10 protein-coding genes are annotated in these 12,828 nt (G+C 65.7%); all 10 read right to left on the bottom strand.

Features of this window, described 5'->3' with window-relative positions; translation table 11 throughout:
- Positions 1–15 precede the first annotated feature (15 nt).
- Complete coding sequence (locus HY699_23285) at positions 16–1,005, bottom strand: prolipoprotein diacylglyceryl transferase (GenBank protein MBI4518730.1); 990 nt, start codon at positions 1,003–1,005, stop codon at positions 16–18.
- Positions 1,006–1,034: 29 nt separating this feature from the next.
- Complete coding sequence (locus HY699_23280) at positions 1,035–2,072, bottom strand: respiratory nitrate reductase subunit beta (protein ID MBI4518729.1); 1,038 nt, start codon at positions 2,070–2,072, stop codon at positions 1,035–1,037.
- 18 nt (positions 2,073–2,090) lie between these two features.
- Complete coding sequence (locus tag HY699_23275; protein MBI4518728.1) at positions 2,091–4,862, bottom strand: molybdopterin-dependent oxidoreductase; 2,772 nt, start codon at positions 4,860–4,862, stop codon at positions 2,091–2,093.
- Positions 4,863–5,204: 342 nt separating this feature from the next.
- Complete coding sequence (locus tag HY699_23270) at positions 5,205–6,476, bottom strand: acyl-CoA/acyl-ACP dehydrogenase (protein MBI4518727.1); 1,272 nt, start codon at positions 6,474–6,476, stop codon at positions 5,205–5,207.
- A gap of 56 nt (positions 6,477–6,532) precedes the next feature.
- Positions 6,533–6,727, bottom strand: a complete 195-nt coding sequence (locus tag HY699_23265; GenBank protein ID MBI4518726.1) for a hypothetical protein — start codon at positions 6,725–6,727, stop codon at positions 6,533–6,535.
- Between the two features lie 109 nt (positions 6,728–6,836).
- A complete protein-coding gene (locus tag HY699_23260; protein MBI4518725.1) occupies positions 6,837–8,069 on the bottom strand; it encodes an ABC transporter permease in 1,233 nt (410 codons plus the stop codon).
- 2 nt (positions 8,070–8,071) lie between these two features.
- Complete coding sequence (locus HY699_23255) at positions 8,072–8,785, bottom strand: ABC transporter ATP-binding protein (protein MBI4518724.1); 714 nt, start codon at positions 8,783–8,785, stop codon at positions 8,072–8,074.
- Positions 8,786–8,878: 93 nt separating this feature from the next.
- The gene (locus HY699_23250; protein ID MBI4518723.1) at positions 8,879–10,093 is read right to left on the bottom strand and encodes an efflux RND transporter periplasmic adaptor subunit; all 1,215 of its coding nucleotides are present in this window, start codon (positions 10,091–10,093) and stop codon (positions 8,879–8,881) included.
- 7 nt (positions 10,094–10,100) lie between these two features.
- The gene (locus HY699_23245; GenBank protein MBI4518722.1) at positions 10,101–11,471 is read right to left on the bottom strand and encodes a TolC family protein; all 1,371 of its coding nucleotides are present in this window, start codon (positions 11,469–11,471) and stop codon (positions 10,101–10,103) included.
- A gap of 8 nt (positions 11,472–11,479) precedes the next feature.
- The gene (corA, locus tag HY699_23240) at positions 11,480–12,451 is read right to left on the bottom strand and encodes a magnesium/cobalt transporter CorA (protein ID MBI4518721.1); all 972 of its coding nucleotides are present in this window, start codon (positions 12,449–12,451) and stop codon (positions 11,480–11,482) included.
- Positions 12,452–12,828 lie beyond the last annotated feature (377 nt).

Raw genomic sequence — 12,828 nt, 5'->3', positions numbered from 1 at the left:
ACCTCCTGAACAGTCCTACCACTCGCCGATACGGCCGCGGTGGAGTGAGAAGCCAAAGAATATGAGCACGACACCCGGTGTGATTGCGGGTGCCAACTCGGGCACCCCGGCGAGGGCGGCGCTCCAAGAAATCGCCGGCGGCACCTGCCAACCGAGCAGCAGTGCCGGTATCGCCAGCGCGCCGCCGATCACGAACGACAGCGCCACGAGGTGGTTGACCGCCAGCGGCGCCACGATCATCCGCCCGGAGTTGTCACGGGTGAACTCGACGGCGAAGCGTCCCATCCCATAGAGCACAAACGCCAATGCCGTCGGGAGGCCCAGGGGGGCCCCGAGCACGGCCGCCAGATTCACTACCAGTGCTAGGCCGATCTGGAGTACGACCTCATAGAACGGCGCGGGATGCAGCGGCACGTTGTGAAGGCCGGCCACCCGCACGGCCTTTGCCAGCGGGTTGCGATAGGTGATCGCCAGCGCTGCGTCGGTTGGCCGCCCGAAGCAGCAGCCGTACGTCAGGCAACCAAGCCGCCCGAGTGCGTGACCCAACGGTGTGGTGCGAGCGGCGGCATCGAGCAGTACGAGCAGGCTGACGTCGGCCAACGCCGCCATGATCGCCAACACCAACGGCAGCGCGATAATGCCTCCCCATGATACAAACACCGGCCGGCGCAGGGCTCGCCAGGGATGTTCCAACAGCAGGCGGTAGTCCAGCAGCTGGCCGGCAAGCCAAGAGCCCACCACCACCGTGGCGCTGCCGGCCACGGCGAGGGTCAAGAAGAACTTGCCGCCGACGCCTTGCCCGATCAGCAGGGCGCCCATCGCGGTGAGTGATACCAGCGCCCCGAGGCCGGCGAAGAGGCCGAAGGTTACGAACACCCAGTCGCCGTAACGAAACAATACGACCCGCTGCGCCAGCCAGTTCAGCGCGGCGCTGGCTATGTGCAACCAGCGCCGCGTGCCGGTGGCTTGCTGCGCGCGCAGGCAGAGGTGAGCCGCTTCACTCATAACGGTACGTCACGTGTCTCAACCGGCAGCTAATCCCATACGATCTCGGCCGGATCGCGGGTGAGGTGGCCGAGCGCGTCCTTCCAGCGGTAGAGGATGAGGGCGTCCATCACCTCGGAGCCCTGGCCGCGACGCTTCTTGTCGAGTTCGGCGCGCAGCGCGTCGAGCGCCCCGTGCACCTTGGGCCCGAACATCGACTCCAGGTAAGACGGCGGGATGCGCTGTGCGCTCTCATCGAAGCTGCCATCCGGGCGCAGCGGCGCTGGTGACAGCGGCGGCACGTAGTAGACGTTGGGGTGGGTGCCGAACTCCGGGTGTAAGGGCAGGGCGACCTGCCACTTCTGCACCAGTTTGTGCACGGCGCTGCCTTCGTCGTCGAGAAAGCCGACGAAGGCGGCGCGGCCCGGGCATTGGCGCACGCACGCGGGGGCGACCCCCTGTTCCAGGCGCGGGAAGCAGCCGATGCAGTGTTGGCTGATGTTGCGCATCTTGTTGAAATAGATCTTCTTGTACGGGCAGGCGCGGCGGCAGACTTGCGCGCCTTTGCACTTGCTTTCGTCGCGCAGGACCAGGCCGGTATCCTCGTGCTTGAACATGGCATCGTTCGGGCACGCCTCGACACAGGCCGGCTCGGTGCAGTGGTTGCACAAGCGCGGGAGGTAGAAGAAGTAGGCGTTGGGGAACTCACCGCCGCCCTCGTCTTCGTCCCAGTTCATGCCCCAACTCTTACTGCCGGAGATCTTCTGCAGGTGCACCTCACGGCCCTTGCCGCCGCGCAGCACCTCGTCGTAGTTGAAGTTCCAACCCCCACCGACCTCTTCGTCGGTGGGAATGCGGCCGAGGTTGAGCTTGCCGTTGGCGTCGTAGCCGCCGCCCATGCTCTCCCAATCACGCGGCGTGCCCTTGCCGGGCTGGGTGTTGACGGTCATCCACCACATCTGCTCGGTGCCGGGTTCTTCCTGCGGCCAGAGCACCTTGCAGGCCACCGAGCAGGTTTGACAGCCGATGCACTTGTTGAGGTCGAAGACCCAGGCCAACTGACGCTTCGATTGTGTGATCGTTCCCATGATATCGCCCTTTCCCCGTCACTTGATTTTCTGCACGTCGACGCGCACCGCCCGGTCGGCCGGAATCGGCTGCCAGGAGAACATCCGATACTTGAGGTGACCGTAATTGCCGACCAAGCCGAGGTGTTTTACGTGCCCCGGCTCGATGTCGGCTTGGCTGTACCAGTTTTCATGCATGTACGGCTCGAAGCCGTTGTAGACGATCACCTGGCCCGGCCGGCACGACGGTGTGATCTTGGCGGCGATGAGCATCTCGCCGACGTCATTGATCATCTTCACCTTCTCACCGTTGGTGATGCCGAGGCTGGCAGCGTCCTTGTCGTTGATGAAGACGAACGGCTCGCCGCGATGGGTGTTGAGGATGATGTTGTTGGTCATGTTCATCGAGTGGATGCTCCAGCGGTTGTGCCCGCTGGTCATCTGAAAGCGCCGGCCGCGCCCGCCCTGCGGCGGCGGCTCTTTGTGCGTCGGCAGCTCTTCGCCGGCTTCGAGGAACCACTCGTGGTCGATGTAGAACTGGGCGCGACGGACCAAGGTGTCGTACGGCACCTTGTCCTCGGTGTGCCAGCGGAACGGGTTGTGGACCTCGTCGGGCTTGATAGTCGAGGCCTGCGAAATCCCGTGGCCGACCATGCCCCAGCCGACGAAGCGGACCGAGCCCTTCTCTCGCAGCGTTTGCAGCGTAGTCCCCTTGGGGAGCACGCCGTAGACCGCGAGGTCGCGAACGGACTCATCGAAGCGCGCCTCTTCCTGTCGCGCCGCCCCGCCGAGGCTGGCGCGGGCGGCGAGGCCGACAAGCGTGCGGGGGTTGCCCTTGCGGTCGACGTAGTCGGTGAAGCCGCGCGCCTTGGCGCGCTCTTCGAGCTTTTCGAGGATCCGCATTCCGATCTCGGCGTCGGGCAGCGCGTCGCCCACCGGCTTGGCGGCGCGATCGCAGAGCACGTAGTTGAGGTGGTGGATCGAGGGCATGGAGTTGCCGAGCTTCTCGTAGTGTTGCGCCGCCGGCAGGATGTAATCGGAGTACAGCCCGGTGGTGGTGATGCGGTAGTCGATCGACACGAACAACTTGAGCTTCGGCCACACGTGCTCGAGCAGCATCTTCTGTCCGCCGCGCTGGCGGCGCAGCAGGTTGCCGCCGGCCTCGATGATCACCCGCGGCTGCACCCCGTCGCGGTAGGATTGCGAGTAGCTGGCGTCCCACCAACCCTTGTCGACCGCCTCGGTGATGTACTCATCGAAGGTGCGCTTCATCGAGGCGTCGTGGTTGTCGGGATTGTTCCAGCGTTCCTTGTAGCCGTACTGGTAGTACCAGAGGAAGGCGGGCGGAATCATGTTTCCTAAACCGCCGATCTCCGCGGCCATCTGCGCGCCGCGATTCTGCATCATCTCCGCGGTCATCGTCGGATCGGCCTGCGCCATCATGCGCCGCATGCCGAGGATGTTGGTGATCAGCTTCTGCGCGGCTTCCTGGCCGGCGCCTTCCTTGCGCTGCATGAAGGCGAAGCCGTCCATCCCCATGATTGCCCAGGAGCGTGTTCCAGTACCTTTCTTGCCCCAGTTGCCGGTGAGGCCGAGGAGCAACGCCATCGAGCGCTCCATCAGGTCGCCGTGGTAATACTTGCCGGAGTTCCAGCCGACGAACATCTTGGTCTTACGGGTCGCAACCTTACCCGCCAGCTTGCGGATGTTGTCGGGATGCACCTCGCAGATGGCCCCGGCCTTCTCGGGCGTGTAGTTCTCCAGGTGCCGCTTGAGCCGCTCGAACGCCGGTTCGACCTCGACCTCCTTGCCATCGGCGAGCGTGACGGTGAAACTGCCTTCGAGTGCCGGATCGACACCGGTGGTGGCGAGCGTGTGGCGCGGCGCCGGGGCCAGGCCGTTGGTCAACGTGTCCCACCAGAAGAACTGGTCGTCCCGGTCCATTTCGTTGATCTCGTTGCCGCGCAGGAAACGCCCGGTGTCCTTGCGCACCAGCAACGGCATGTCGGTCTGCTCCTGGACGAACTGCTTCTGGTACAGGCCGGCATCGATGATGACTTTGCACATCGACAGCGCCAGCGCCGCATCGGTGCCGATGCGCACGGGCAGGTGATGGTCGGCGTGGATCGCCGACGGACTGTAGTCGGGGGCGATGGTCACCACCTCGCCGCCGTTGTAGCGAGACTCGGCGATGTAGTGGTACCAGTGGATGTTGGTGTAGACCGGGTTGGCGTGCCAGATCAGCGTCAGCTCCGCCAGGAACCAGTCGTCCATGCTGGACACCGGATTGAACAACCCCCAAGTAACGTGAAAGCCGGGGCTGAAGTCCTGGAACTCGGCGTTGCCGTCGGTCATTGGGGTGCCGAGGATTTGCGAGAACAAGCGCGCTCCCGCCGCACCCGGTTCGGGTGTGAGCAGCGTGAGAACCGACTCCGCCCCTTGGTCTTGAATCGCATCGATCATGGCGTCGGCGACGTCGGTGAGGGCTTCGTCCCAGGAGACCGGCTTGAATTTGCCTTCGCCGCGCTTGCCGACGCGCTTGAGCGGCTGGGTGACGCGGTCGGGCGAGTAGTGGCAGTGGCTCCAACTCGCCCCCTTTTGGCAGCCCATCGGGTTCATATCCGGGATGCCGGCCTCGATCGGCGGCAGTGAGGCGGCTTGTTCTTCGCGCAGGATCTTGCCGTCCTTGGTGTAGACGCGCCAAGGGCAACCGCCCGGGTAGCAGTCCACCGAGTGGCTACCCCAGGTGACCTTGTCCCAGGTCCATTTCTGGCGATAGGTGTCAGCCCATTTGCCTTGAATCTTCGACACTTTGGCCCTCCTTCTTGCGGTTCTAGTTTGCCACTCCCGAGCTGGGGCCCCCGCTGATAACACCCGCTTTCCCCGGCATTGGGGATAGCAACTTCTCATAGCTACTTCTGCCCAGGCTAATATGACCAGGGTCAGCAAGCTGCGAAGCAATTGCCTACCTACTGGTTGGACGGGGCGAGGGTGGGGCGGGCCGTAGCTACCCCCGGGATGTGCCCAGGCGGCAGAACCGCTGGTCAGACAACCCAAGGGGCTGGGCGCCGCGGGTTTTCCCTGATGCGCGGCGCACAGCTCACCAGGCCTACAGGGTGCGGCGCGGGCGGTGGGGCAATCCTGATGAGCACCCTACTTCTGTTGGTCGTACACCTGCCACATGTCGTCGTCGTCGAAGATCTTCTCCGACTCGTCCGCGTGCATGGCGTCGCGTTCGTAGTCGCGGTAACGGCCGCGGGTGGCACGGAACTCCTGGTAGAGGTCGTGCTGGATCATGGCGCTCATGATCTCGTTGGTGCCGGTCCAAATCTGCGCCAAGCGGGTGTCGCGCACCGCCCGCTCGATCGGATAGACGTCGGTGTAACCGATGCCGCCGGTGACTTGCATGGCGAGATTGGCCACGTCCCAGGCGGCTTCGGTGACGAACTTCTTGGTCTCGGAGACGATGCGGCGGACGCTGGGGGTCTCGGTGTCGGCGGCGCGGGCGGCCTGATAGATCATGGCACGGCTGGCGTCGAGCAGCACCTGCGCCTTGGCGATCATGAAGCTGACGGCCTGGAACTTGCGGATCGGCTGGCCGAAGGCTTTGCGCCGGTCGGCGTAGTTCATGGCGACGTCCAGGCTCGCCTGCATGCCGCCGGTGCAGGGCGCGGCGCTGGTGAGGCGTTCGGGAATCATCATGGTGTTGAACACCAGCGCGCCGCCGTGCAGCGGACCGATGAGATTGGCCTTGGGCACCTTGACGTCGCGGAAAACGACCCGTCCGGTACCGCCGCCACGCGAACCCATGAGGCCGTAAAGGTACTTGACCTCGACGCCCGGGCCGCGGTCGATGATCAGGGCGCTGATGCGCGCGTGTGCGGGCGCGTCCGAATCGAGGTTGGTGCGGACGTAGGCGAGGAAGAAGTCGGCGCCTTCAGCTCCAACGATGAATCGCTTCATGCCGCGGACCACGAAATAGTCGCCCTTGTCCTCCGCGCGGCTCGAGGCGCCGAAGAAGTCCGAGCCGCCCCGGGGCTCAGTGAGCGCCTCAGCCGACACCAGCCGCCCGGCCAGCATCGGCTTGAGATATTTTTCCTTCTGTTCCTCGGTGCCGAATGTATTGAGGGCCTCACCGACGATGGAGGGCATGACGTAGGAGCAGCCCGCGGCCATCCCCAAGCAACCGATCTCGCCCATGGCGGCGCACTCGGTGACCCAGTCCAGCCCCTGGCCGCCGTACTGCTTGGGAAAGCGCAGCCCGAGCAACCCGTGCTTGGCGTAGGTTTGGTAGAGTTCGCGCGGGTAGCGGATCTCGTCGCGATCCATCCGGCGCAGATACTCGGGATCGACCTCGCTCTTGACGAACTCGCGCACCTTCGCCTGCATCGCCCGCCCTTGCTCGTCCAACATGAATTCGTTCATCTTCGCCTCCTTGCGGTCGGTATTGAATCCCAACCCCGTTATCCCGCGTGTGGCCGCTATAGCGCAAGCGCGGGGTCAATTGCAGGCGGAACCGGGATGATGAAGAGAGCGTGGCCGCGAGCCCACCACCCGACGAGATCAAGCGACTTGCCGGCGCTGTCGGCGCCGAAGATGAGCGTGGGGGGTGTGATCGGAACGGTCTGCGGTTCGGCGAACGCCTTGAAGTTGCCGATACGAAGCGCGGTGATCACCTGGGTCTCCGCACGGACTTTACTGACCGACCTAGGCTAGCGCGGGATTCAGCACGTTTCTGAAGACGATGCTACTCGCGAGCGCGTTCGCGGAGCCAGTTGCAACGCCTCACTCGTAGCGGAGCGCGCTGATCGGATCGAGGCGGGCCGCTTTGTAGGCGGGATAGAGGCCAAAGATCATGCCGATCGCACCGGAGAAGAGGAACGACCCGAGCACGGCCGGGACCGACAACAGGGTGGGCCAACCGGCGAGCTGGGATATCAGGCGCGCGGAGACGATGCCCAAGACGGTGCCGGCTACCCCGCCGACCATGCTGAGCGTGATCGACTCGACCAGAAACTGCAACAGGATGTGCCGGCTCTTGGCGCCCACCGCCATGCGGACGCCGATCTCGCGGGTGCGCTCGGTGACCGAGACTAACAGGATGTTCATAATGCCGATGCCGCCCACCAGGAGCGAGATCGAGGCCACGCTCAGCAGCAAAGTGGTCATCACCTTGCTGGCGCTTTCGGAGGCCTTGGCCATGTCGTTGAGGTTACGTACGGTGAAATCGTCTTCCTCTCCCGCTTGAATGTGGTGGCGCTGGCGCAGCAGCTGGGTGACTTCCTCGGTGGCTTCAGCGATCGCGGCGGTCGAGCCGGCGGCGGCGAAGATCATGTCGACGGTGCCGACGAACTGCGTGCCGAGTACCCGGCGTTCGGCGGTCGAGAACGGCATCAGCACGACGTCGTCCTGGTCCTGGCCCCAAGTCGTCTGCCCCTTCGCTTCGAGCACGCCGATGACGCGGAAGGGAACGTCCTTGACGCGCACGATGGCATCGAGCGGGTTGACGCCGGGGCCGAACAGCTGATTAGCCACCGTCTGACCCAGCACCAACACCCGGTTGGCGCTGTCTTCATCACGCTGGGTGTAGAAGCTGCCCGCCACCACCGGCCATTCGCGCACTTTGGTGTACGAGGGCGTCGCTCCCTGCGCGACGGTGGACCAGTTCTGATCGCCCGAGACGATCTGGACCACCTGGCGGCGAAAGTAGCTGACCGCGGCCACGGCGGCGCACTCCTTCTCGATTGCCACGGCATCGGCGGTGGTGAGGGTGGAGACCCCGCCCCAACCCGAGCGCACACCGGAAGCGGTGGTCGCGCCCGGGATGACCATCAGCAGGTTGGTGCCGAGGCTGCGGATTTGTTCCTGCATGGTCGCGTCGGCGCCTTCGCCGATGCTGACGTTGGCGATTACCGCGGCCACCCCGATGGTCACGCCCAGCATCGTCAGCGCCGAGCGCAGCTTGTTGCGCCGCAGTGCCCGCAGCGCGGTGCGCAGAGTCATACGCAACAGCTTCATGATCACACCGCCTGGGCCCCGGCGCCGCTGGGGCGCGCCGCTTGGCGCAAATCACTAACGATCTCTCCATCACGAAAAGTGATCACGCGCCCGGCGTAAGCGGCGATCTCGAGTTCGTGGGTGACCAAGACCACCGTGATCCCCTGCTCCTGATTGAGGCGCCGGAAGAGCTCGAGAATCTCCGCGCTGGTCTGGGTGTCGAGGTTGCCGGTCGGCTCGTCGGCCAGGAGCACGGTCGGGCGGTTGACCAGCGCCCGGGCGATCGCGACTCGCTGTTGCTGCCCGCCGGAGAGTTGATTGGGCAGATGCGCCTCGCGGCCGCTCAAGCCGACGGCGGCGAGGGCGGCGCGTGCCCGCTGGCGCTGCTCGCCCAACGGGGTGTCGCCGTAATACAGCGGCAGCTCCACGTTCTCGATCGCACTAGTGCGCGCGATCAGATTGAAGTTCTGGAAGACGAAGCCGAGTTGGCGATTGCGGATGGTGGCGCGCTCATCGGCCGACAGCGTTGCGATGTCGGTGCCGCCGAGCCGATAGCTGCCGCGCGTCGGCCGGTCGAGGCAGCCGAGGATGTTCATGAACGTCGACTTGCCCGAGCCCGACGCTCCCATGATCGCCACGAACTCGCCGGCGGCGATGTCGACCGCCACGCCGCTCAGCGCGCGCACCTCGATGTCACCGAGTTGGTAGATCTTCCACAGCTCGCGGGTTTCGATCAGTGCCGCCATGACCTCGACCCGCGCTCAGCGCCGGCCGCGCCGGGTGATGGCGCAATGGTGAAGGCCGCGGACACCCATTGCTCCGGCGGGCTCCTAGCGGAAGCGCGGGGCGAAGCCGGGCGGGCGGCCGGCTTCGCGCGCCGGCGTCTGGCGCAGCGCCGTCACCACCGGGTCGCCGGGCTGCAGGTTGCCGGAGAGCAGCTCGACGTGCTGCTCGTCGCGCAAGCCGACGGACACCTCCACCCGGCGCAGCGTGTTGTCGGGCTGCAGCAGCCACACCGCCGGCGTGTCGCGAGCGGCGGCGGTGTGATCGCGCGCCGGGGTCGCGCCGCTGCTCCGGCGCTCGGGATTGAAGCGCAGCGCCCGGGCCGGCAGCCGCAGCACGTCATCGCGTCTGGCGGTGGTGATCGCCACCGTCGCCGTCATGCCCGGCTTGAGTTCCAGCGAAGCGTTGTCGACCGCCAGGACCACGTCGTAGGTGACCACGTTCTGCACCGTGATCGGCGCGTTGCGCACCTGCGCCACCGCGCCGCGGAATTCCTTGCCCGGAAAAGCATCGACCGTGAACACGGCCTGCTGGCCCTCGCCCAGCGCGCCGATGTCCGACTCGCTCACGTTGGCATCCACCTGCATCTTGGTGAGGTCCTCGGCGATCAAGAACAGCGTCGGGGTCTGAAAGCTGGCGGCGACGGTTTGGCCGACGCTGACGTTGCGCGAGACCACGACGCCATCGACCGGTGAGGTGATATCGGTGTAGGCGAGATTGATTTGCGCCTCTTCCAGCTCCGCTTGCGCCTGCATGACGCCGGCTTCATCCAATTCCACCTGCGCCAGCGCCTGTTCGTGGGTGCTCTTGGCGGTATCGAGGTCGTTGGGCGGGATCAGGTTCTTGGCACGCAACTCCTGCATCCGCTCGAGCGTCAGCTGCTTGAGCGCCAAGTCGGTGCGCGACTTGCGCACGCGCGCCCGCGCCGTGGCCAGGCTGGCTTCGGCCTTCTGCACCTTGACCTGGAACGGGGCCGGGTCGATCTTCGCCACTCGCTGGCCTTTCTTCACCGGGGAGTTGTAGTCGACGTCGAGGGCACGAATCGGGCCGGACACGTAGGTGCCCACTTGGACGGTGGTGACCGGGTTGACCGTGCCGGTGGCGGTAACGGTGGCGGCAATGGTGCCGCGGTCCACGGCTTCGGTGAGATAGCCGCCGCCGGTGTCGTCATTGCTACACGCCACCACGAGTGACAACAACCCGGCGGCCAGGACAGTCGAGCCCTTGAGCGCAAGGCTGACAGCGCGAATTCGGCGCGGCATGGGCGGGCTAACGAACCGCAGCGGTATAAGGCACGGCCGTGGCCTTCTCCAGCGCCGCCACCGCCGTCTGATAGCTGTACAGCGACTGCACGTGGCTGGCTTCGGCGCTGGTGAACGCGGCCTGGGCGTCGGTCAGCTCGATGATGCTGCCGACCCCAGCATGGTAGCGGCCGGTGGCGAGTTCGAGATTCTCGCGTGCCTGCTGCTCGCCTTTCTCGGAGACGCGGATGCTCTCGGCCGCTTGTTCGAGATTGAGCGCGGCTTGGCGCACTTCGAGCGCGATAGTCTGCCGGGTGACCTCGGCGGTGAACTGCACCTGCGAGAGGTTGGCTTTGGCCTCGCCGATCTGCGCCGCTGTCAGCCCGCCGTTGAAAATCGAGAGGTTCACGCTGGCACCCAGATTCCAGCTCGATTGTAGCGGATAGTCGCTGCCGGTCCAGGTGTAGTTGCCACCGCCGGTGACGTACGGCAGGTATCTCGTTTGCAGCGCGGCGACTTGCTCGGTGGCGGCCAGTTGCTGCGCGCGCAGCGAGTGCAGCTCCGGCCGGTGATCGTAGGCGGCCGCCAGCGCCTCGCTTTCGCTGACGTGGAGTTCGTGGGCATCGAGGGTATCGAGGATCTCGAAGTCGAGCGCGCCGGTGAGGCCGAGGGCGTTGGCGAGGGTCTCGCGCGCCAGCGCGACGTTGTTGCGCGCGGTCAGCTGGTTCAGTTCCGCGCTGGCGAGTTGCACCTGCGCGCGGGTGACGTCGAACTTGGGGGCCAGACCCACGTCGAAGCGCCCGTGCGCCAACTCCAGCTGCTGCTGGCTCTGGCGCACGGTCTGCTCGGCGACGGCCAGCAGGCGGCGCGCGGCTAGCAGGTCGAAATAGGCGCGCTTGACGGTGACGATGACGATTTCGCGCTCGCTGGTGGCATCAGCGGCGAGCGCTTGCTGGTTCGCCCGGGCGGCGCGGATGCCGTGCAACGCCTGGCCGAAGTCGAACAGCAGCTGCGAGAAGCTGACGCCGGTGCTGTAGAAATTGAAGGTATCGGCCTGGGTGCCGAGGTTGGTGCCCGTACCCGCCGCGGCGCTGGTATTGCGCCGGTTGGCGCTGTAAGTGGCGCTGACTTGTGGCAGGTAGTTGGCGAGCGCCTGGCGCGCCCGCGCGGCGCCGGCGGCAGCCGTGGCCGCCGCCGCTTTTAGGCGCGGATGGTTGTCGAGCGCGAGCGCTATGCAATCGGCAAGCGTCTTAGCCGGCGGCGATTCTTGCGCCCGCAGCTCCACCGCCGGCACGGCCACGGCCACCACCAAGCAGATGACCGCGCCCATGCCACCGCGCGTGGGAGCGGCGAACCGCGAGCGTGGCAGCGCTGTTCCATCCGTGCGAGCCGTGGCCATGGTCGCCTTCACAGCCAGCCGGTGCGCTTGAATTGCGCGTAGAGCAAGCCGCAGATGCCGACCATGGCGCCCATGATCGCGGCGTAGCCATAACGCCAGTGCAGTTCGGGCATGAAGTCGAAGTTCATGCCGTACACGCCCGCGATCATCGTCGGCACCGCCAAAATGGCGGCCCAGGCGGCCAGCTTCTTGGTGACCTCGTTTTGACCGACGGAGATCAGCGAGAGATTGGCTTCGAGCGCCGTGGTCAGCAACTCGCGCAGACCATCGACCGATTCGTTGATCCGGATCACGTGGTCGTAGACGTCGCGGAAGTAGACCCGCACGTCTTCGGGTACCAGCTCGACGTCGAATCGCACCAGGCGATTGCAGACCTCGACCAGCGGCGACACCGCCCGCTTGAGGGCAACCAGGTCGCGCTTGAGGGCGTAGATCTCTTCGGTTGTGTGGCGGTCGAAACCGCCGCGGAAGATCTTCTCCTCGAAGCTCTCCAGCCGCTCTTGCAGCGCATCGACGATCGGGAAGTAGTGGTCGACGACGAAGTCCATCAGGGCGTAAAGCACGAACCCCGGCCCCTTGCGCAGCAGCCGCGGGGTGCTCTCGCAGCGGGTGCGTACGTCGGCGTAAGAGAGCGAAGCACCGTGGCGCACCGAGACCACGTAACGCGGGCCGACGAAGATGTGGGTCTCGCCGAAGTCGATCTGCTGGTCGCGCCAGCGGGCGGTGCGCAGCACCACGAACAATGAGTCGGCGTACTCTTCGAGCTTGGGCCGCTGGTGGGCCCGCAGCGCGTCCTCGACCGCGAGGTCGTGCAGCGAAAACTGCTGCTGGATCTGGCGCAGCAGCGGCTCGTCCGGTTCATGCAGTCCGATCCAAATGAACTGCCCGGGAAATTTGAGAATCTCGCCGATGTCCTCGATATCGACCGGCCCGATCTTGCGGCCGTCGGCGTAAGCCGCACAGTTGACCACCATGCTCATCTCGGCACCACCCGGCCTCCCTCTTTAGCGTGCCGCCGCGCCGGCCGCCAACCGGGTCGGGGTGTGGTGTTGTCCTGCGCAGGCCCGGTGGCTGCGATCGTGCCTGCTTCGCGCAGACGAAAGTCGCGCCGCTGCGGTTGCGGGACATGCTCGGCAACGAAGGCGGGCGCCCGCGGCAAGGCCCTGATCTGCATCAAGGGGGTGGTTGAGTTTGACGTGAGATGGGAGACCGGCGCCCTCCACGTTGACACCGGGCTGCGCTCTAGAGGGGCACGCCGGTCCTGAACTACTATGGCCGAAAGTCTTGGCGTCGCGCGCAGATTTCCCTCCGTCATTCCCGCGAAGGCGGGAATCCATCCGGAGCCCCACCGCCCCTG

This window comes from Deltaproteobacteria bacterium (genome assembly GCA_016210005.1).
GTDB lineage: Bacteria > Desulfobacterota > Binatia > HRBIN30 > JACQVA1 > JACQVA1.
Note: the sequence above shows the minus strand (reverse complement) of the source record. Positions and strands in the feature narration are given on the sequence as shown.

What these genes read in the sequence shown, in the direction of transcription:
- HY699_23285 (MBI4518730.1), bottom strand. Translation starts at nt 1,005, where the DNA reads ATGAGTGAAGCGGCTCACCTCTGCCTGCGCGCGCAGCAAGCCACCGGC.
- HY699_23280 (MBI4518729.1), bottom strand. Translation starts at nt 2,072, where the DNA reads ATGGGAACGATCACACAATCGAAGCGTCAGTTGGCCTGGGTCTTCGAC.
- HY699_23270 (MBI4518727.1), bottom strand. Translation starts at nt 6,476, where the DNA reads ATGAACGAATTCATGTTGGACGAGCAAGGGCGGGCGATGCAGGCGAAG.
- HY699_23260 (MBI4518725.1), bottom strand. Translation starts at nt 8,069, where the DNA reads ATGAAGCTGTTGCGTATGACTCTGCGCACCGCGCTGCGGGCACTGCGG.
- HY699_23250 (MBI4518723.1), bottom strand. Translation starts at nt 10,093, where the DNA reads ATGCCGCGCCGAATTCGCGCTGTCAGCCTTGCGCTCAAGGGCTCGACT.
- HY699_23245 (MBI4518722.1), bottom strand. Translation starts at nt 11,471, where the DNA reads ATGGCCACGGCTCGCACGGATGGAACAGCGCTGCCACGCTCGCGGTTC.
- corA (MBI4518721.1), bottom strand. Translation starts at nt 12,451, where the DNA reads ATGAGCATGGTGGTCAACTGTGCGGCTTACGCCGACGGCCGCAAGATC.